This window comes from Streptomyces sp. NPDC030840 (assembly GCF_055572015.1).
On record NZ_JBVIEE010000003.1, the window covers coordinates 63,982 to 83,043 of the forward strand.

Consider the following 19,062-nt stretch of genomic DNA (forward strand, 5'->3'; position numbering starts at 1 on the left):
GGGGGCAGGGGGTCAGGGGGTCAGGGGGTCAGCTCCAGGTCGTGCCCGTCAGTCGTTCGTACGCCTCCACGTACTTCGCGCGGGTCGCGGCGACGATCTCCTCGGGCAGGGGCGGCGGGGGCTGCTCACTGGCGCGGTCCCAGCCGGAGGCCGGGGAGGTGAGCCAGTCCCGTACGAACTGCTTGTCGAAGGACGCCTGGGGGCGGCCCGGCTGCCACTGGTCCGCCGGCCAGAAGCGTGAGGAGTCCGGGGTGAGGACCTCGTCGGCGATGACCAGGGTGTCGTCCTCGAAGCCGAACTCGAACTTGGTGTCCGCGAGGATGATGCCGCGGTCGCGGGCGATGTCGCGGGCACGGTCGTAGACGGCGAGGGTCACCTGGCGCAGCTGGGCGGCGGTGTCGGCGCCGACCTGGCGGGCGACCTCCTCGTACGAGACGTTCTCGTCGTGGTCGCCGACCGCGGCCTTGGTGGCGGGGGTGAAGATCGGGGCGGGGAGCTCCGAGCCGTCGACGAGGCCTTCGGGCAGGGCGAGACCGCAGACCGTGCGGGTCTGCTGGTACTCGGCGAGGCCCGAGCCCGTGAGGTAGCCGCGGGCCACACACTCCACCGGCACCATGCTCAGGGACTTGCAGACCAGGGTGCGGCCCTCCCACTCGGCCGGGGCGCCCGCCGGGAGGTTGGTGCTCAGGACGTGGTGGGGGACCAGGTCGGCGATCTGGTCGAACCACCACAGCGAGAGCTGGGTGAGGATGCGGCCCTTGTCCGGGATCTCGGTCGGCAGCACCCAGTCGAAGGCGGACGTACGGTCACTGGCGACCATCACGAGGTCGCCCGCCTCGTTCTGGTACAGCTCGCGCACCTTGCCGGTGTGCAGATGCACCAGACCCGGAACCTGGATCGGCTCGGGCTTTTCAACGAATCCGGACACGGTTCCTCCCCGTGTTGATGTCCAAGTGGCTCGATTCTCCCGTATGCGGAGGGGCGGTCGAGCTGGGGGCGGGGCGGGGGGCGCGGAAGAGGGGACGGAAATGGATGTAAGGGGATGTAAGGGGATGTAAGGGGACGAAAGGATGCGGAAGGGGGCCGGGGAAGGCGCGGGGAAGGCGCAGGGAGAAGGCAGGGAGGCGCGGAACGGAGCCGGGGAGATCCGGAACGGAGCCGGGCAGGTCCGGAACGGAGCCGGGGAGGTCCGGAACGGAGCCGGGCAGGTCCGGAGGAGGTGATGCGCGCTTGCAGTTGGGTCATTCGCGCTTGCAGATGCGGTCCAGGAGGTTCGCGGTGGCTCGCTGGACACGGGTGTCGACGTGGCCGGGGCGGTCGAGGGCCGGGGACCAGGCGAACGTTCCGGACGCGAAGACCCAGGCGCCGGAGGGGGCCCGGTAGAGGGAGGTCTCCTGGTGGCGGATGACGCCCTCGCTGTCCCGGTACGGGGAGTGCGCGAGGAGGATGCGGCCCTGGTGCTCGGGGAGCGGGGCGCGCGGGAAGTACCGGTCGGCCTCGCCCGCGACCATGCCCTCCAGTTCGTCACCCTCCTGGGTGCCGGTCGCCTCCCACAGCCAGTGGTCCGCGTTGCGTACGACCAGCGGGTGGGCCTCGGGCACCCTCCCCTCGTACTGGATCCCGATGACTTCCTGCTCGGCCCGGTCGATCTCGCGCCACAGGACGGGCTTTCCCGGCCCCTTGCGCTTACGGCAGGTCAACAGCCGGTCGGGGACGCCGGACGGGGACGGGGCCAGCTCCACCTGCCAGTACATGGTGTTGGCGGAGAGGAAGACGAGGGAGGTGCCCTGCTCGCGGGCGAGTTCCACGGTGCGTCGCATGGCGTGCGACCAGTACTCGTCGTGGCCGGGGAAGACCAGGCCGCTGTAGCGGGTGGGGTCGACGCGGCCGGCGTGCAGGTCGCGGGCGTCGGCGTAGGCGAGGTCGTAGCCGTAGCGCTCGGCCCAGCGGATGAAGTCGTAGGCGTGGCCGACGTGGAGGGGGAGGCCCGCGCCCGCGTACGGGCGGTCGAAGGACACCGTCGTCGCGGCGTCCGCCTCACCGAGGAGACGGCCCTCCTCGTCCCAGGCGTGGTACAGGCTGGCGCCGGTGCGACCGTCCTCCGGGTAGAGGTTGTACGCCTGCCAGGTGACGTCCGGCAGGACGAGGAGCAGGTCGGCCGGATGGTTGGCGCGGATGGTGAACGGGACGTGCGAGCGGTAGCCGTCGGCAGTGGTGAGGACGGCCACGTACGCGCCGGCGTTCCAGTAGCTCGGGACCTGCAGACGCCAGGAGAGCCACCAGTGGTGACAGGAGACCGTGCGGTCGGCGGTCAGTGGCGGAGGCTGGACGATGCCGGAGAGGCGCGGGCTGGTGGTGATCTTGCTGGCGCCGTCGCCTCCGTAGTGCCCGATCCGGTAGATGTCGACGCTGAACTCCTGGGGCGGGTCCACGGTGATGTGGAAGTCGATCGACTCGCCGGGGGCCGCGGCGCCGGTCGTCGTGAAGCCCTTGATCTGGCGGCGTACGTCGTCGGCGGCGCGAGGGCCGTTGACGTGCTCGGGTTCCCTCCGGGGGCCGGGGACCCGGGTGCGGCCTGCTCCTTTGTGCGGTGAGGAGCGGGGCGGGGCGTCGTACTGGTCCACCTGGTCCACGTACCAGGGGACGATCTGGCCGCTGTCGTCGAAGTACGTCTCGGTGCCCCGGAGCCAGGGGACGGGACCCTGGCCGAAGGGGTCCGTCACGGCGTGTGCGAGTGCGCCCGACTCCCAGCGGCGGATCTTCTCAGATCCCATACGTGCTCCCCTCCCTGGTGCCCCCGTAGTCCTGCGCTGACGTTCGTGGTGGTGGCTGTGTTTGTGGGTATCTGTGGCCGTGTTTGTCGCTGTGCGTGGTGGCTGCGCTTGTGGCTGCTGGGTGTCTTTGCTTGTGGTTCTGCGTGGTGTCTTTGTTGGTGTGGTGCGTGGCGCCTGTGCTTGTGGTTGTGCGCGGTGGCTGTGCTTGCGGTGTCTGGTGCTTGTGGGCCGCCGCCGGTGGTGGGGCCACTTGCTCCGAGCTCTTGAGGGCGGCTTGCGGCGCGGACGGCGGGTCGTCGTACTCCGATCCGTCTATGCCCGTGCCATGTGCTCGAACGGTCCCAGCACATCACATTAAGCACGCGCTCCGTCACCGTTCGTCGTGAATTGACGTGAACGGACCGTGGGGCTCCGCCCAAAGGTGATGTCTCGCTTGCCCCGTGGGGGCGGTGGGGCGCGTTGTACTCGCGCTCAGAGGGCGGATCGCTGTCGTTCAGACGAGGCGGACCGGCTTCTCCGGGCGGACGCCCAGGTGCCGGAGCCAGTCCCGGAGCGGGTCCGGATCACCGTCCTCGACGAGGGTCAGGACCCGGGGGGCGAGGTCGACGGCTCGCTCGCCGTTGATCAGCAGGGACGGGCCGTCCAGCCAGTCCAGCCCCGGTGTCGCGCCGGCCGTGTCCATCGCCGCGCAGCACACCATCGCCGTGACGTGGTCGGTGAGGAGCTCGCGGCCCGTGCGAGGGGGCTGCATGGGGAAGAGCGGGAGTATGTCGTCCCACAGGGCTCGGTCCGGGCCCTGTGGTTCCGCCGCGCCGCCGTTCACCGTGGGCGTGCCCGCCGACGCCTCTTCCCGGGCCACCTCGGCGCTCAGCCCGGCCGCCAGCGCGGCTGCCTGCTCACTGCGCAGGCCCGGCTCGTCGCTCGGGCCGAGGTCGTCCGGTCCGGCCTCGGCGGGGGTGGCCTTCGAGGTGGGGGGCTCGGCAGCGGGGGGATTGAGAGCGGAGGGCTCGGCAGCGGGGGGATTGGTTATGGGAGGCGGGGATGGGGCTGGCCCACCTTGCAGGGGCTTGGGCTCGGGGTCGGGCTCGCTGTCTGCCGTTCCCGCTGACCGGCTGCCTCCTGCCCAGGTCAGGTGGTTGAGCACGCGGGCCAGGGTCGGTCCGCCGGGGTCCGCCTCCCCCGAACCCGCCGCCTGCCGGACTCCAAGGGCGTCCAGGACACGGTGGAGCCGGGCCGCGTCCGTGCGCCACTTCCGGTCGACGACCTCGTCGGGGTACTCGCGCCAGTCCACCGGTGCCCAGTCGGGCCCCGACTCGGCGGGGCCGCCGTGGAAGAGGCGGGCCGCGAGCAGGGACGCGGCCTCGTCGACCACGCCGGGTTCCTCCAGCAGGTCGCAGGCCGGCCGCTCGCCCAGCCGGGAGGCGAAGCCCTCGGCCAAACGGTCCCGACGGGACAGCTCCGTGAGGGCCGCGACGACGCCCGCGTCGAGGCGGGACGGCCAGCGGCCCATCCGCCAGGCGGGCAGCGCGACCCGGGTGAGCAGCCGGTCCCAGCCCGCGTACGCGAGGCCCACCTGCTCCTGGGCGACGATCCGCAGACCGTAGTCCACAGTCTGTGCGCGCTCGGCCGCGGCGGCCGCCACGCCCCGCTCCATCTCGGCCGCGTGACCACGGCAGCCGCGCAGCAGCAGGCGGGCCACCCAGCCCACCCCGTCCATCGCCGTCCGGGCCAGGGGCCCCCGTGCGGGTGCCGCCGTCACCGCCACGGCCGCGTCCAGCCCTCGTACGAAACGGCGCGCGGCGGCTATGTCCGGGTGGGCCGACGGGCCCGTACCCGCCACCACCGGGGCGAGAACCGCGCGCAGCTCCCCAACCCGCATCCACCACAGGAAGGGGGAGCCGATCACGAGCACGGGTGCGGTGGCCGCGTCGCGTCCGTTGGGCATCGTCGTGTCTCTCCCCATGCCACCGCTTCCGCCGCTTCCGCCGCTGATGGCCGACAGGCCGTCACCTATGCCCTCCAGGCCCGTACTCTCACCCGCGTCAGCTCTGCCGGCCCAGGGCCCCTGGCCACCCCGGGCACCCCGGGCACCCCGGGCACCCCGGGCACCTCGTGCACCCCGCCGGTCCCTGTCACCCCTGTCGGCCCTGCGCTCCCGCGTCGGCCGCGCACCGTGCGAGCGGTGGGTGCGGTCCTCCAGCCAGCTGTCGCAGTCAGGGGTCAGCGCTATCGCGGAGGGGGCCGGGACATCGAGTCTGTCGGCCAGGTCCCGCACCAGGCGGTACAGGTCGGGGGCCGACTCCTCGTTGATCGGGACCGTCGGACTCGTGGCGGGCCTGGCGCGGGCGACGACGAGCGAGACGCCCGCGGCGCAGAAGAGGACCACGGCCGCCAGCACCGCCATGATCCAGCGCGTCACCGGCCAGCCACCGCCGGTGATGTGGCCGGTGCTCCCGCCGACGAACAGCACGACGGCGACAGCAGCCGGCAAAAGGGCGAGGGCCACCGCCCGGCTGCGGACGCGCAGCACGGCGACGGCCCGGGAGCGCGCTGCCTGCGCGCCCACCTCCACACCCATACCGGTCACGACCGGCCCTCACCCCCTACCGTCCCGACTGTCCCGTACACCGCGGGGCGTCCGCCGTGACGGTCTACGTCACCGCGCTCGCCTCCGGATGGCCTGGCGTTGCTCACTCCCCCACTGTGGCACCCACCACTGACACCGCAATGCCGGGTGGGCCAAGTGCCGGACCGCTTGCGCCGCACCCTAGTTGGGGCTTTTGGGCCCCGTCAGCCGGATGGGCCATCGGTCACTCGATGGAATGGCTCTGGGGAGAGGTGGATGACGCTGAGCAAACATGGGGCCCCGGATTCCCAGAGGAAACCGGGGCCCATGAGAGGGGAGGGAGCACCCGGGGTCACGCAGACCCGTGCGCTCCGGCGGCCGCCTTCGCCGCGATGTCGGTCCGGTGTTGCGAACCGTCGAGCCCGATGCGCCCGACCGCCGCGTACGCCCGCTCGCGCGCCTCGGCCAAGTCCGTGCCGACCGCCGTGACGGACAGCACCCGGCCGCCCGCGCTCACCACCGCGTCACCGTCGCGCTTGGTGCCGGCGTGGAGGACGTACGCCTGCGGGGCGTCCTGGGCCGCGACCTCGTCGAGCCCGGTGATCGGGTCGCCGGTGCGCGGGGTGCCGGGGTAGTTGTGCGAGGCCACGACCACGGTGACGGCCGCGTCGTCGCTCCAGCGGAGGGGTTCGAGGTCGGCGAGGGTGCCTCGGGCGGCGGCGAGCAGGACGCCGGCCAGCGGGGTCTTCAGGCGCGCCAGGACCACCTGGGTCTCGGGGTCGCCGAAGCGGGCGTTGAACTCGATGACCCGTACGCCACGGCTGGTGATCGCCAGACCCGCGTACAGCAGGCCGGAGAACGGTGTGCCGCGGCGCCGCATCTCGTCGACCGTCGGCTGCAGCACGGTCTGCAGCACCTCGTCGACCAGCTTCGGGTCGGCCCAGGGGAGCGGGGAGTACGCGCCCATGCCGCCTGTGTTCGGTCCTTCGTCACCGTCCAGGGCGCGCTTGAAGTCCTGGGCGGGCTGGAGCGGGAGGACGGTCTCGCCGTCGGTGATCGCGAAGAGCGACACCTCGGGCCCGTCGAGGTACTCCTCGATGACGACGCGCTCACAGGCGTTCGCGTGTGCCGTGGCCTGCTCGATGTCGCCGGTGACGACGACGCCCTTGCCCGCGGCGAGACCGTCGTCCTTCACGACGTACGGCGCGCCGAACGCGTCGAGCGCCTCCTCGACCTCAGCAGGCGTCGTGCAGACGTACGAGCGAGCCGTGGGAACGCCTGCTCCGGCCATCACCTGCTTGGCGAAGGCCTTGGAACCCTCCAGCTGAGCGGCTTCCTTGGACGGGCCGAAGCAGGGGATGCCGGCCTCGCGCACGGCGTCGGCGACACCGGCGACGAGCGGAGCCTCCGGCCCCACGACGACGAGTTCGGCACCGAGCTCCGTGGCCAGCGCGGCCACCGCCCTGCCGTCCAGGGCGTCGACCTGGTGCAGCTCGGCCACCTCCGCGATGCCGGCGTTGCCGGGGGCGCAGTACAGGGCGGTGACGTCGGGGTCGAGGGACAGGGAACGGCACAGGGCGTGTTCGCGGGCGCCGTTACCGATGACGAGGACCTTCACGGGGTCAGCCTAACCGGCGCGGGAGGCCGCGCTTGTGGGGGATGCCGAAGGGGGTGGGGTGGGAAGCTTGTGCGTTCGTCCAAGTCCTGTCACTTGAGCCTTCGTTCAGTCCCCTTATTTCAGCGTCCTGCGTTCAGTTCCCTTTCCTTGGTTCCCTTCCGTCAGCCCCCCTGCGTGCAGCCATCTCCTTCAGTTCAGTCCCCTTGCGGCAGCGGCCCGCTACTCGTTGGTGAACTCCTCCACCACCGTCGCGCCCAGCTCCCGCACGATCAGCTCGTGCCCGGAGAGGACGGACTCGTCGAGGTCGGGATCGTCGTCCTCGGGCATGTCGTCCTCGATCGAGACGGGCGGAGGCTCCGGGGCGGGGCGGGTTGGCATGGGCGCCGACGCGGTGGCCGGAGCCGGTCCGCCCTGCCCGGCGGCGGATCCCTGGCCCGCCTGGGACGAGGGGCGCGATGCCGGTGCCTGTCCCGATGCGGGGGCCGGGGACTGGGGTGGGAACGGACGCGGGGACGAGCCGGGCGCCCCGCCGTATCCGCCACCGCCGCCGGCCCCGCCCCCTCCGCCGTAACCACCAGGACCTGCCGAACCACCCGCGGGACCCGGCGACGGCGCCGAGCCACCCGACGGATCGACGACCGCCTCGATCTTCCAGTGGACGTTGAACTGCTCGGCCAGCGCCTGCCGCAGTACGTCCTCGCTGCCGCTGCTCGCGAAGTTGTCCCGGGCCCCGGCGTTGACGAACCCGATCTGCAGGGTGGTGCCGTCGAAGCCCGCCACCTGTGCGTTCTGGCTGAGCAGGATCCAGGTGAAGCGGCGGCGGTTCTTCACCGCCTCCAGGATGTTGGGCCAGAGCATGCGGGGGTCGAGCCCTCCGCCGGCGGGACCGGCGGGACCGGTGGGAGCGGCGGGAGCGGGAGGTGGGGAAGCAGGGGGCGTGGAACCCCCGGGCGTGGATGCCGGCCCTGAGCCGGGACCGGCCGCGGCAGGGCGTCCCCCCTGGCCGCCGTTTGCTCCTGGCGTCCCGCCCGATCCCCCACCCGCAGGGGTAGCCGTGGGCCAGCCACCGGGCCGTCGGCCGCTGCCCGCGGGGGCCGCGGTGGGCCAGGCACCAGGAGCGGCCGGAGCGGCAGGAGCGGCAGGAGCGGACGGCTGCTCGGCGGTCGGCGCAGCCCCCGGTGCCGCAGCAGGCGCCCCCGGGCCCGGGCCCGTGTCGGCGCCCGCAGGCGCGGTGGCCGCCCCGGCAGCGGCCGGTGCCCCGGCACTCCCAGGCCCACCAGCGCCCCCAGCTCCACCGGGCCCGTTGGGTCCGCCGGGTCCGTTGGGTCCGCCGGGTCCGTTGGGTCCGCCGGGTCCGCCGGGTCCGCCGGGCCCACCCGCCGACCGCACGGCGGCGCGGGCCGCCGCAGGCCCGCCCCCCGGCGGGACCACAGGCTCGGCTCCAGCCGCGGCGGCACCAGCGGCACCCGGCCCAGTGGGCCCCATGGCGGGCGCCGCCCCCGCGTACCCGTGAGCGTCTGGCCCTGGCACGTAGCCCATGGCGGGCCCGGCACCGCCCCCGGCGAAGTTCACACCGCGCTCGATCCGGTCGAGGCGGGCCATGACGGAACGCTCGTCGCCGTACGCCGCCGGCAGCATCACACGCGCGCAGATGAGCTCCAGCTGCAGCCGGGGCGAGTTCGCCCCGCGCATCTCCGTCAACCCTTCATTGACGAGATCGGCGGCCCGGCTGAGCTCGGCGGCACCGAAGACCCCCGCCTGCGCCTGCATCCGCTCCACGACGTCGGCGGGCGCGTCGATGAGCCCCTTCTCGGCCGCGTCCGGGACGGCGGCCAGGATCACCAGGTCCCTGAGCCGCTCCAGAAGATCCGCGACGAACCGCCGTGGATCGTTCCCGCCCTCGATGACCCGGTCCACGACCTCGAAAGCGGCTGCCCCGTCCCCCGCCGCGAACGCCTCGACGACGGAGTCGAGCAGGGAGCCGTCCGTGTACCCCAGCAGCGACGTGGCCATGGCATACGTGACGCCGTCCTCGGTCGCCCCGGCCAGGAGCTGGTCCATGACGGACATCGAGTCACGCACGGACCCGGCCCCCGCCCGCACCACCAGCGGGAGCACCCCCTCTTCGACGGGGATCTTCTCCCGCCCGCACACATCGGCGAGGTAGTCCCGCAGGGTCCCCGGCGGCACGAGCCGGAACGGGTAGTGGTGCGTACGCGACCGAATGGTCCCGATGACCTTCTCGGGCTCGGTGGTCGCGAAGATGAACTTCAGATGCTCCGGAGGCTCCTCGACCACCTTCAGCAGCGCGTTGAACCCGGCCGACGTGACCATGTGGGCCTCGTCGATGATGTAGATCTTGTACCTACTCCCGGCCGGCCCGAAAAAGGCCTTCTCCCGCAGCTCACGAGCATCATCGACACCACCGTGCGAGGCGGCGTCGATCTCGATCACGTCGATCGACCCCGGCCCGTTCCGCGCGAGGTCCTGACACGACTGGCACTGGCCGCAGGGCGTCGGCGTGGGCCCCTGCTCGCAGTTCAGACACCGGGCGAGGATCCGCGCACTGGTCGTCTTGCCGCACCCACGCGGACCGCTGAACAGGTACGCGTGATTGACCCGGTTGTTCCGCAGCGCCTGCTGCAGCGGATCAGTGACATGCTCCTGTCCGATGACCTCGGCGAACGACTCCGGGCGATAGCGGCGGTACAGCGCGAGAGACGACACGCATACGAGGTTATAGCCGCCCACTGACAACCCGGCCTGCCCAGGGCCCACCCCGGAAACCGCCGCAGGTCAGCCCCGCGCCGAGGTTCTTCGACGGGCCCCCGCGGCCCAACAGAAGACCCCCCACGCACCCGCCAGAGCCAACCTACCCTTGCTGCCTTCCGGCCCTGGGGGAGTTCAGTCAGATAGCGCCGCGTGAGGGGCTGCCCCCAGCCTACCCGATCCACCGACCCCGCCCGTCCCCCTCCCCCGGCCCCTCGAACGAGTTCGCAAGCACTCCCCGCCGTCATGTAATGTTTCCGGCGGAGGATTCGCCTAGAGGCCTAGGGCGCACGCTTGGAAAGCGTGTTGGGGGCAACCCCTCACGAGTTCGAATCTCGTATCCTCCGCCAGTGCCTCACCGGGCACGATGTCGAAGGGCCCCACCTCACGGTGGGGCCCTTCGACGTTGTCCTCAGCCCTCGTTGTCCTGGTTTTTGTCCACAGCGGGTGTGATGCGAGCCGAGGCAGATCGGTTCGGCGCATGAGAGCCGGGGTCGGCCAGCGAGAGCTTCGAAGATGCGGAGGCGCTGCTGCCGAGACCGGTCGGCCCGAGGAGGCCGGTGTAGTTTAGCTATATGGACGTTTTGCCCGTTTATAGATGCATGTGAGCCGCGCATCGAGAGCAGAGGCGACGTGGCATGACAGATCGGGCAGCAGCGGACTCGGAAACCACGGAGTTCACGCAGCGCGGGCGGCTTCATACGCTCCGTGCGGTCTGTGCCGGGCTCACGGCCCGCGAGATGTTGTGCTGTGTTGCGGACCAGGCGATGGCCGAACTCGGCGGGTTCGCGGGGATGGTCCATTGGTCTAGCGGGCCGGGACGCAGTCGGGGCCTGCGCTTGGTGACCGTCAGTGGACTGCCCCGACCAGCCCTCCAGGAGTGGGCGGAGATCGCCGAGGACGACCCTCAGAGTGCTCCCGCCAGCGCGCTCCGTGACGGTAGGTACGTGTGTATGCCCGCCTCCTGCGGCATCCGGTCGCTGGACGGGGAGCCGCTCGCCGCCATGGTGGCGGCAGTCCCGCTGGCCGGATCGGATGCACAGCTGGGGACGCTGTCCGTCCTGACGGCGCAGGGCGAGCCGACACTCGAGCAGCGGGCGTTCCTCGATGAGACAGCCCGTTGGGTGATGACGCATATCTCGCCCGAAGGAGTGGACGACCTGCCATGGCGGCACACGCAGCCCGACGGCTCCCACCTCCGGATGGCGCGGGACGCTGTTGAGGTCGGTTCGTGGCAGTGGAGCATCCGCACCGGAGACATGTTCTGGGACGAAGTTGGGCTCAGGCTGCTCGGCGTGTCCGGCAAAGGCGTCCGCCGGATCGGGAGCTGGCCCGACTTCGTACACCCCGATGACCTGCCAAAGGTGATGGCCGCCGTCGAGGAGTCGCTGCACACCGGTGACATCTACGAGGCGGAGTACCGAATCCGCCAGCCGGACGGGACCACGCGTTGGGTGCAGAGCCGGGGCCGGCCGGTACCCGGCGACCGCGGCGCAGCGGAACACGTGGTCGGCACGGTTTGGGACACCACCAAAAGCCGAGTCGCCCGGCAGGCCGTCGGCGACGCGATGAGGCACATGGGCGATGCCTTCCTCGGGGTCGACCGGGACTGGCTGATCACCTTCCTCAATGGCCCGGCCGAACACCTCCTCGGCCGGGCCGAGGACATCGTGGGCCGGGGACTGTGGGAAGGCCCGGCAGGGCAGGTGGCGGGCCTGGAGGAGCGGTGCCGTCAGGCCGCTGCGGACAACGTACCCGTGGGTGTCGACGTCCGGTGGCCGACGGACGGGCACTGGTACCACATGCGGCTGGCCCCTTATCCCGAAGGACTGACGGCGTACTTCACCGACGTCACCGACAACCGGGCGCGCGCCGTGCGGCGCGAGGCCGGGAGACGAGCTCACGCCGTGCGGCAGGATGTCGCCGACCAGGCGGGTCCGATCGGCGCACTGGCCATCGCCTTGTCCGAGGCGGTGACGATGCAGGACGTCGTCGATGTCCTCGCCGACCATGTGATGCCGCGGTTCGGGTCGGCCGGGCTGCTGGTGCAGGCGGTGGAGGGCGGCCGACTGGACGTGGTCGGATCCGTCGGGTACTCCGAGGACCACATCCGCAGCCTCGAGAAGCTGCCGCTCAGCGGCAGCGGGCCGGTCGAGGAGGTGGCCCTTACCCGCAAGCCGCAGTTCATCGGTTCACCGGCCGAGTGGGCCGCGCGGTATCCGTGGCTGGCCCACCTGCTGGGCACCTCCGGCAAGCAGGCATGGGCGTTCCTGCCGGTGGTCGCCTCGGGCCACCCGGTCGGCTGCTGTGTGTTGTCCTACTACGAGCCCCGCCGCTTCACCCGCTATGAGCGGGACCTGCTCACCGCGTTCAGCGGAATGTTCGCCCAGGCCCTGTCCCGGGCCCGGTTGTACGACACCGAGCATGCCCGCGCCCAGACCCTGCAGCGCGCTCTGCTCCCGCGCGCCCTGCCCTCGACGCCCGCGCTGACCACGGCGGCCCGCTACCTGCCCGCCAGCAGCACCGAGGTCGGCGGCGACTGGTACGACATCATCCCCCTGTCCGCGGACCGGGTCGCTCTCGTCATCGGCGATGTCATGGGCCACGGACTGGCCGAGGCCGCGACCATGGGGCGGCTGCGTACCGCCGTACACACCCTCGCCGACCTGGATCTGCCGCCCAGCGAGATTCTCGCGCACCTCAACGACCTCTGCACCGACCTGGGCGACGAGTTCTATGCGACCTGTCTGTACGCCGTCTACGACTCCGTCACCGGCGACTGTTCCATAGCCCGGGCGGGCCATCCGCCGCCGGGCATCATCCTGCCCGACGGCTCGGTCAGCTTCTCCGACCTGGTGCCGGACCCGCCCCTGGGCGCCGCCGAACCTCCGTTCACCAGCCTGCGGACCCGCCTGCCCGAGGGCAGCCGCCTCGTGCTCTACACCGACGGTCTTGTGGAGTCCGCCTCCCGGGACCTGGACAGCGGCATGGCCGAACTCGCCAAGGTCCTCACCGAACAGCCCGGCCGAACCACCACCGAGGGCGACAGCCAAGCACAGCTGGAGCAGCTGTGCGACGCCGTCACCGGCGCGCTCCTGCCCGCCGAGCAGCCGACCGCGGACGACACCGCGCTGCTCATTGCGTGTACCCACCGGCTGTCTCCCGACTCCGTGGCCTGCTGGGAGCTGCCCGACGGACCGGTGGCCGCCGCTGTGGCCCGCGCCCATGTCCGCGAACAACTCAGTGTCTGGGCGCTCGACGACCTGGTGATGACCGCCGAACTACTGGCCAGCGAACTGGTCGGCAACGTGGTGCGGCACGCAAAGGGCCCCGCGCGGCTGCGTCTGCTGCACAGCCGGACCCTGGTCTGCGAGGTCTCCGACGGCAGTGCGACCACACCCCGGATACGCCGAGCCACCGACACCGATGAAGGGGGACGCGGCCTGCAGCTGGTGGCCGCGCTCTCCGAGCGCTGGGGCACCCGCTACACGCCCGACGGCAAATGCATCTGGACCGAGCTGCCTCTCCCCACCCAGCCGTAACCGACCACCCGGAGACCTGGTGCCGTGACTGGAGCCGTTCCGGCGCTTGTTGGCTTCGAGCAACAGGCACTGAACCTCTTCCACGGAGTAGGGCTCTACCTCGAATTCGTTTTCTTCCATCCGAGGCGGTTTCGCCAGCGCGGCGGCGTTCTTCGCCGCGTAGCCTCCCCCAGCGCGGTTCGGGCGGTGCGGTGGGCCTGATGAGCCGTGCCCGCCTTGCGCTCCCCATTCGCCTGCATACGGCGGTACAGACTTTCCAGGTGTTCGGGCTGCAAGCGGTCAAGGCGGTGCTTGCCGACACCGGGCACGAGGTGGACGCGAACGGCGACCTCGTAGCCGTCGTAGGTGTTCTCGCTGACGGTCGGTTTGGCGATGTTCTCAAATCCCAGTGCTGAGTGAGCGTTTGGTTCTTGCTTGTCCGTTTCATTGGGCTTAGCTGTAGCGCCAGTTCGGGGTGGCTTCATGGGTGAGGCGGCGGGTCATGAGGTTGATGGCGGCGAGCTGGATCATTGCGGCTGAGCGGTGGGGGTGGGTCTCATGGTCGCGGGCCAGGCGGCGGTGGTTCATGAGCCAGCCGAGGGTGCGTTCGATGACCCAGCGGCGGGGTTGGACGCGAAAGCCGCGGACGGCGGGGTCGCGTTGGACGATTTCCAGGTCGATGCCGAGCTGGGCGGCATGTTCGACGGCTTTGGTTTTGTAGCCGTTGTCGGCCCAGGCTTTGGTGACGGTGGGGTGGCGTCGGCGGACCTGGCCGAGGAGCTGAGTGCCGGCGGCGGAGTCGTGGACGCTGGCGGCGGTGACGGCGACGGCCAGCAGGAGGCCGAGGGTGTCGGTGACGATGTGCCGTTTGCGTCCGATGATTTTCTTGGCCGGGTCGACTCCGTGGCTGGTCAGGTGGACGGTGGCGGAGGTTTTGATGCTCTGGCTGTCGATCAGGCAGGCGGTGGGTTCGCTGGTGCGGCCTTCGGCCTGGCGGACCTTGCCGCGTAAGAGGCCGGTGAGCTGGTCGAAGATGCCGTCGGCTTCCCAGTGGGCGAAGTAGCCGTAGACGGTCTGGTGGGGCGGGAAGTCGTGGGGCAGGTAGCGCCAGGGGATGCCGGTACGGTCGACATAGAGGATGGCGTTGATCAGGGTGCGCAGGTCGTGGGTGGGTTTGCGGATGCCGTTGCGGGCCTGGCGCCAGGCTTCGAGGGTGGGGCGGATGAGTTCCCAGCGGGCATCGGACAGGTCGCTTGGGTAGGGCCGTGAGGACTGCATGATGCCTGGGTATGCGGTGGCGGCCGGCCTGGGCAGGGCGTGTGCGGGGGTGTCCGGCCTGGGCAGGGCGTGTGCGGGGGTGTCCGGTGCACAGGGGCGCGGGTTCGCGGTCCCATATGAACTGGGTGGTTTCTAAATGAGATGGGAGCTCTTGTAAGGAATCCGGCGCATTGCCAGTCTTCTCATTGCCGCATAAGCCGTTTTTCCGGCAGATCGACGGACCGACCCCCACACGTGGCCGCCCAGAACTATCCCAGAAATCCCGAAAAGCGAATCAAACGCCCACTCAGTTTCCTTCTCATTCAGCAGCGTTCATGCTCGTTCAAGGGAGACCCGCCCGCGTACACGTCCCGAGTTCGAATCTCGTATCCTCCGCAGCCGCCTGCACAGGCGAAACGAAGAGCCGAGCCACGAATGTGGTTCGGCTCTTCGGTGTGGGATTGATTGCCTTTTTGGTTGCGTTTACAGCAGGTACTCAGGACATCTCGGCGAACAGTCAGACGCACGCTCCCGCATGGATGGCTCGATGTGGAACCCAGTCGCGGACCCCAGCATCCATCGCCTTCTGGGGTTCGGCTAGGTGGTCCAGGGGTGCGCGGGGAGTCCGGGCACGGGATCCGGTCGGGCGTCTCGCGCCGAGTCACGTCCGCGGTTGAGGCGAACCCACGCCGGTGGTGATGGGGTTTCTTGAAGATTCCCGACCCCTGCTCGGGGTGTCATCAGACGCGCTCGACGGATCTCCCCACCCATTCCGGGCCTGTGCTGGGACGGGACACCGATGGCGAGGGGCCGCCCGACAGCCCGTCAGGTCCGGGTGGTGTGTTGTTGCACATGCCGTAGCGGCATGTGGTGTCGTCGAGGGCACCACAGCACGAAAGGCCCTGTCTGCGATGTACCCCTTCGTCACGCCTCCCCGCGAGGTCAGGATCGGCGATGCCGCCGCCTTCGCCGGAACCACCCCGCGCGCCATTCGTCACTACCACCAGATCGGTCTGCTGCCGGAGCCCGAGCGAGGCGGAGACGGACGCCGCCGCTACGGCTACGACGACATGGTCCGCCTGCTGTGGATCCGCAAGATGTCCGAGGCCGGCATCAGCCTGGACGACATGCGGGCCGCTTTCGACGAAGCCCGTGACGTCGAGGACGTCCTGGGCCGACTGGAGGAGACCCTGGCCGCCCAGGAGGCCGACATCAAGCGTCAGCGCGCGGCAGTCCAGCGCCTGCGAGCCGTGGGCAGCCCACTGGGCCTGCTCTCCCCGCTGGTCACGGACCGGCTCAGCCACCTGCCCCCGGGCGCACTGCGCCCCTCCGACCTGGACGACCTGCTGGTCACGGAACGGATCTTCGGGCCGCTGGGCGCCGCAATTCGGGCCGGCCTGTTCATCACCCTGGCGACCCATCCCGGCCTACGGGCCGAGGCAGACCGCCTCGACGCGGCCGACGCCGCCCTCGATGACACCGTCGACCCCCACGACCCGCAGGTCGAGGAACTCGCCGCGCAGCACTGCGCCCACCACAAGGCCCTGGAACAGGCCATGGAAGCGGCCGGAATGGACGAGGCCGAGGAGAAGCTCTTCGAGATCTACGACGGCGACCTGACGGGCGACGAGGAGGACACCCCGATGAGTGCCTTCGAAGCGATAACCAAGATGCCCTATGGCTTCTCCGCCGCCCGGACGCGGTGCATCGAACTCACGGGCCGGCTCCTTTACGGGGACCTCTCTGCCGGCAGCTGATCGCTGGTGCGGCCGTGCGCGAGGATCCCGGATCGGCCACCGACACGAAGCCGGCGTCTCGACGTCTCGACACGGCCGGCACGCTCACGAGCGGGAAACCCAAGCCGACGACCCGGGCCACGCTCCTTGAAACTCCCCACTTCGTTGAACACCAGAGCGAGCGATCCGAGGAGCATCCCTGGCCGTTTTCAAGAATCCCCATCAGTGGAGGAACCTGCCCCCAGGCGGCACCCGCTGATCACGGGGTTACGCCATTCTTGAACCCGGCGCCGAGACTCCGGCCCGCTGCGACACTCCCTGGCTCAACGAGGTGCATACCGCGTGAAGTCCCGATCAACGCTGGCGACATGGCTGGGCAGCCTCGACAGCTCTCGTCTGGCACGCGTGCTCAGAGCGCGAGAGGACGCCATGTCCCCTCCGGAGCCGCGCTCGGTGGGGGAGCTGGCGGACCGTCTTCAGCGCCCCGGATCGGTGGCCCTGTCCCTGCCGCGGCTCGCGCTGCCGCATCTGCAGGTGGCCGAGGCGCTGGCGGCGCTGGGTGCGCCCGCGTCGCGCGAAGCCCTGGCGGAGCTGTTGGGGGCGTCGGACGGGGAAGCCACTCGCGCACTGGACGCCGTGCTGGAAGTGCTGGCCGATCATGCTCTGGTCTGGCCGGACGGCGCGGGGACGCTCCGCATGGCCGGGCCGTTGCGGCAGGCGTGGGACGCGCCCTTGGGACTGGACGCTCCGTTGGAGCAGCTGCTCACGGGCGCGACCTCCGACGAGCTGCGCGGCATGCTGGCGGCACTGGGCGTCAAGCCGCCGCGCACCAAGCCGCAGCGACTGGCCGCACTGGTGGAACACCACAGCGACGCGGAACAGGTTGTCTCTGTGGTTGCCAGAGCCCCTGCGGCGGCCCGGAAGCTACTCGAACGCCGAGCGGAGGGTGAGCAAGGGCAGCCACAGTTCATCGTGTTCCGCACTACCGGCCGCAGCCTCGATCCGGGCGAGCGATGGGCGCTGGACCGGGGCCTCCTGGTCCAGGACCGTCACGGCTACGGTCCGGCCCGTATGCCGGCCGAGGTGGCGCTCGCGCTGCGCGGGCCGGGCTGGCACGCTCCGTTCGAGCCCGTACCGCCTACGGCGCGATTGGTGTCTGTCACCCCGGCAGAGGTGGACCGCGAGGCGTCCGCCGCGGCCACGGTGTTCGCTTCGCACGCCGCTTCGGTCCTGTCGGCGTGCTCTGCGGCCGCGCCGGCCCGGCTGAAGTCCGGCGGGATCGGTGCGCGTGAACTGGCCCGGATCGGCAAGGCCGCCCAGGCCGATGACGCCGTCGTGCGCCTTGCTCTCGAGACCGCTTACGCTGCCGGGCTCCTGGGGCGGGACGGCGATCGCGTGGCGCCCACCGACGCGTATGACACCTGGACGCAACAGGAACCCCCGGACCAGTTCGCCGTGCTGCTTCAGGCATGGCGGAACCTGCCTCTCACCCCGACCCAGGCGCGTGACGAGGACAACAAGACGCTTCCCGCTCTCGCGGGAGCACCGCCCTGCAATGGCTGTGTGCAGGCTCGCCACGGGTTGTTGGACGCAGTCGCACAGCTTCCGGCAGGGCAGGGCACGGCGGTCACGTCGGATCTGGGGCCCCTGATCACCTGGCACCGCCCGCTCGCCCACCCGTCGCCCCCGGACGGGGCACCGTTCGCCATCGTGATCCGTGAGGCCGAAATCCTCGGCGTACTCGCTCGCGGTGCCCTGTCCGCCTTCGGCATCCACCTGCGCGCCGGCGACACGGAGGGGCTGGGAACCGAGTGCCGGCGGCTGCTGCCCTCGGCCACCGCGACGGCACGGATCGGCGCCGACCTCACCGCCGTCGTCACCGGCGCACCGTCCGCGCGGCTGGCCTCCCTGCTGGACTCCGTCGCCGACCGGGAGACCAGCGGCACGGCATCGGTGTGGCGGTTCAGCTCCGACAGCATCCGCCGGGCACTGGATGCCGGCCGTGTCCCCGACGCCATCGCCGCCGACCTGGCCGCTGTCGCAGCCGGGCCCCTGCCGCAGCCTCTGTCGTACCTGATCACCGACACCGCACGTGGCCACGGGCGCGTGCGCGTCGCCCCCGCCGCCTGCGTCCTCCACGGCGACGAGCCCGCGCTCTTGGCGGAACTCGCTGCCCACCGCAAGCTCGCCAAGCTCGGGCTACGGCAGCTGGCGCCGACGGTGCTGGTCAGCCGCAGCCCGCTCGACACGACTGTCGCCGCACTCCGGGCCGAGGGATACGCCCCCGTCGCCGAGACCGCCGAGGGCACGGCACGGATCGAGAAGACCCGGCTTCAGCGGGCCGCCGCTCCTGTGCCGGTTCCGCGCCGCACGGGCGCAGGAGGCAGTGGCCGGATCGCTGCCACAGGCGTGGCGAAGACAGCCTCCGCGGCAGAGCCGGGCAGCTTGGCAGCCCGGCTGCTGAAGGCTCCGCCGACGCCTCCCGAACCCGCGCCGTTCGACGGAGGAGCGGCCTTCGCCACGGACACCGAGGAGATCGTCGCAGGGTGGGCGAAGCAGCTGCCGTACAGCGACGTCCGTCAGCTCGCCCATGCCATTGATACCGGTGAACCCATCACCGTCGAGTACGTCGCCGCCTCGGGGAACAGGACGGTGCGCACCCTCAGCCGCCTCATGCTCGACCCGCCCTACCTCGAAGCCTGGTGCCACCTGCGAGACGACGAGCGCGTTTTCACCCTCTCCCGCGTCCACAGCGTCGTGAGCTACATGCCCGAGTGAGAGAAGATGGTATCGATGGAGATACTATCCCTGCCGATACTAT

At 70.9% G+C, this 19,062-nt stretch carries 10 protein-coding genes, 1 tRNA gene, 1 other RNA gene and 1 pseudogene; 5 read left to right on the forward strand and 8 right to left on the reverse strand.

The window, feature by feature from the left end:
* Positions 1-28 precede the first annotated feature (28 nt).
* The gene (locus ACZ49J_RS07585) at positions 29-928 is read right to left on the reverse strand and encodes a phosphoribosylaminoimidazolesuccinocarboxamide synthase (RefSeq protein ID WP_467446569.1); all 900 of its coding nucleotides are present in this window, start codon (positions 926-928) and stop codon (positions 29-31) included.
* Positions 929-1,070: 142 nt separating this feature from the next.
* Between ACZ49J_RS07585 and ACZ49J_RS07590 the strand changes: the two genes are divergently transcribed.
* On the forward strand, positions 1,071-1,223 hold the full coding sequence (locus tag ACZ49J_RS07590) for a hypothetical protein (RefSeq protein WP_467446570.1): 153 nt from the start codon (positions 1,071-1,073) through the stop codon (positions 1,221-1,223).
* Positions 1,224-1,241: 18 nt separating this feature from the next.
* Here the strand turns inward: ACZ49J_RS07590 and ACZ49J_RS07595 are convergent, their stop codons facing one another.
* From ACZ49J_RS07595 to ffs, 5 genes are all read right to left on the reverse strand, one after another.
* Complete coding sequence (locus tag ACZ49J_RS07595; RefSeq protein WP_467446571.1) at positions 1,242-2,774, reverse strand: N,N-dimethylformamidase beta subunit family domain-containing protein; 1,533 nt, start codon at positions 2,772-2,774, stop codon at positions 1,242-1,244.
* A gap of 493 nt (positions 2,775-3,267) precedes the next feature.
* Positions 3,268-5,361, reverse strand: a complete 2,094-nt coding sequence (locus ACZ49J_RS07600; protein ID WP_467446572.1) for a hypothetical protein — start codon at positions 5,359-5,361, stop codon at positions 3,268-3,270.
* 331 nt (positions 5,362-5,692) lie between these two features.
* Positions 5,693-6,958 carry a phosphoribosylamine--glycine ligase gene (gene purD / locus ACZ49J_RS07605; RefSeq protein ID WP_467446573.1) on the reverse strand — a complete coding sequence of 422 codons (1,266 nt, stop codon included), beginning with the start codon at positions 6,956-6,958 and terminating at the stop codon, positions 5,693-5,695.
* Between the two features lie 219 nt (positions 6,959-7,177).
* Positions 7,178-9,685, reverse strand: coding sequence for a DNA polymerase III subunit gamma and tau (locus tag ACZ49J_RS07610; protein WP_467446574.1), 2,508 nt, complete (start codon positions 9,683-9,685; stop codon positions 7,178-7,180).
* 111 nt (positions 9,686-9,796) lie between these two features.
* Positions 9,797-9,893, reverse strand: an RNA gene (ffs, locus tag ACZ49J_RS07615) — signal recognition particle sRNA small type.
* Between the two features lie 96 nt (positions 9,894-9,989).
* Here ffs and ACZ49J_RS07620 point away from each other — a divergent pair.
* Together ACZ49J_RS07620 and ACZ49J_RS07625 are read left to right on the forward strand one after the other, a co-directional pair.
* Positions 9,990-10,077 (forward strand) — tRNA-Ser (locus tag ACZ49J_RS07620).
* A gap of 603 nt (positions 10,078-10,680) precedes the next feature.
* Positions 10,681-13,269 carry a SpoIIE family protein phosphatase gene (locus ACZ49J_RS07625; protein WP_467446575.1) on the forward strand — a complete coding sequence of 863 codons (2,589 nt, stop codon included), beginning with the start codon at positions 10,681-10,683 and terminating at the stop codon, positions 13,267-13,269.
* 30 nt (positions 13,270-13,299) lie between these two features.
* Here the strand turns inward: ACZ49J_RS07625 and ACZ49J_RS07630 are convergent.
* Positions 13,300-13,649, reverse strand: a pseudogene (locus tag ACZ49J_RS07630) (tyrosine-type recombinase/integrase); the annotation flags it as partial.
* A gap of 52 nt (positions 13,650-13,701) precedes the next feature.
* The gene (locus ACZ49J_RS07635; RefSeq protein ID WP_467446577.1) at positions 13,702-14,526 is read right to left on the reverse strand and encodes an IS5 family transposase; all 825 of its coding nucleotides are present in this window, start codon (positions 14,524-14,526) and stop codon (positions 13,702-13,704) included.
* 890 nt (positions 14,527-15,416) lie between these two features.
* Here ACZ49J_RS07635 and ACZ49J_RS07640 point away from each other — a divergent pair.
* Together ACZ49J_RS07640 and ACZ49J_RS07645 are read left to right on the forward strand one after the other, a co-directional pair.
* Positions 15,417-16,262: a MerR family transcriptional regulator gene (locus tag ACZ49J_RS07640; protein ID WP_467446578.1), complete on the forward strand. Its 846-nt coding sequence runs from the start codon at positions 15,417-15,419 to the stop codon at positions 16,260-16,262.
* Between the two features lie 321 nt (positions 16,263-16,583).
* Positions 16,584-19,019 (forward strand): helicase C-terminal domain-containing protein, encoded by a 2,436-nt coding sequence (locus ACZ49J_RS07645; RefSeq protein ID WP_467446579.1) that lies wholly within the window; start codon positions 16,584-16,586, stop codon positions 19,017-19,019.
* The last annotated feature ends 43 nt before the right edge of the window (positions 19,020-19,062 follow it).

Coding starts and splice junctions, on each gene's coding strand:
- ACZ49J_RS07625 (WP_467446575.1), top strand. CDS start 10,681: ATGCCCGCCTCCTGCGGCATCCGGTCGCTGGACGGGGAGCCGCTCGCC.
- ACZ49J_RS07635 (WP_467446577.1), bottom strand. CDS start 14,526: ATGCAGTCCTCACGGCCCTACCCAAGCGACCTGTCCGATGCCCGCTGG.
- ACZ49J_RS07595 (WP_467446571.1), bottom strand. CDS start 2,774: ATGGGATCTGAGAAGATCCGCCGCTGGGAGTCGGGCGCACTCGCACAC.
- ACZ49J_RS07590 (WP_467446570.1), top strand. CDS start 1,071: ATGCGGAAGGGGGCCGGGGAAGGCGCGGGGAAGGCGCAGGGAGAAGGC.
- ACZ49J_RS07640 (WP_467446578.1), top strand. CDS start 15,417: ATGTACCCCTTCGTCACGCCTCCCCGCGAGGTCAGGATCGGCGATGCC.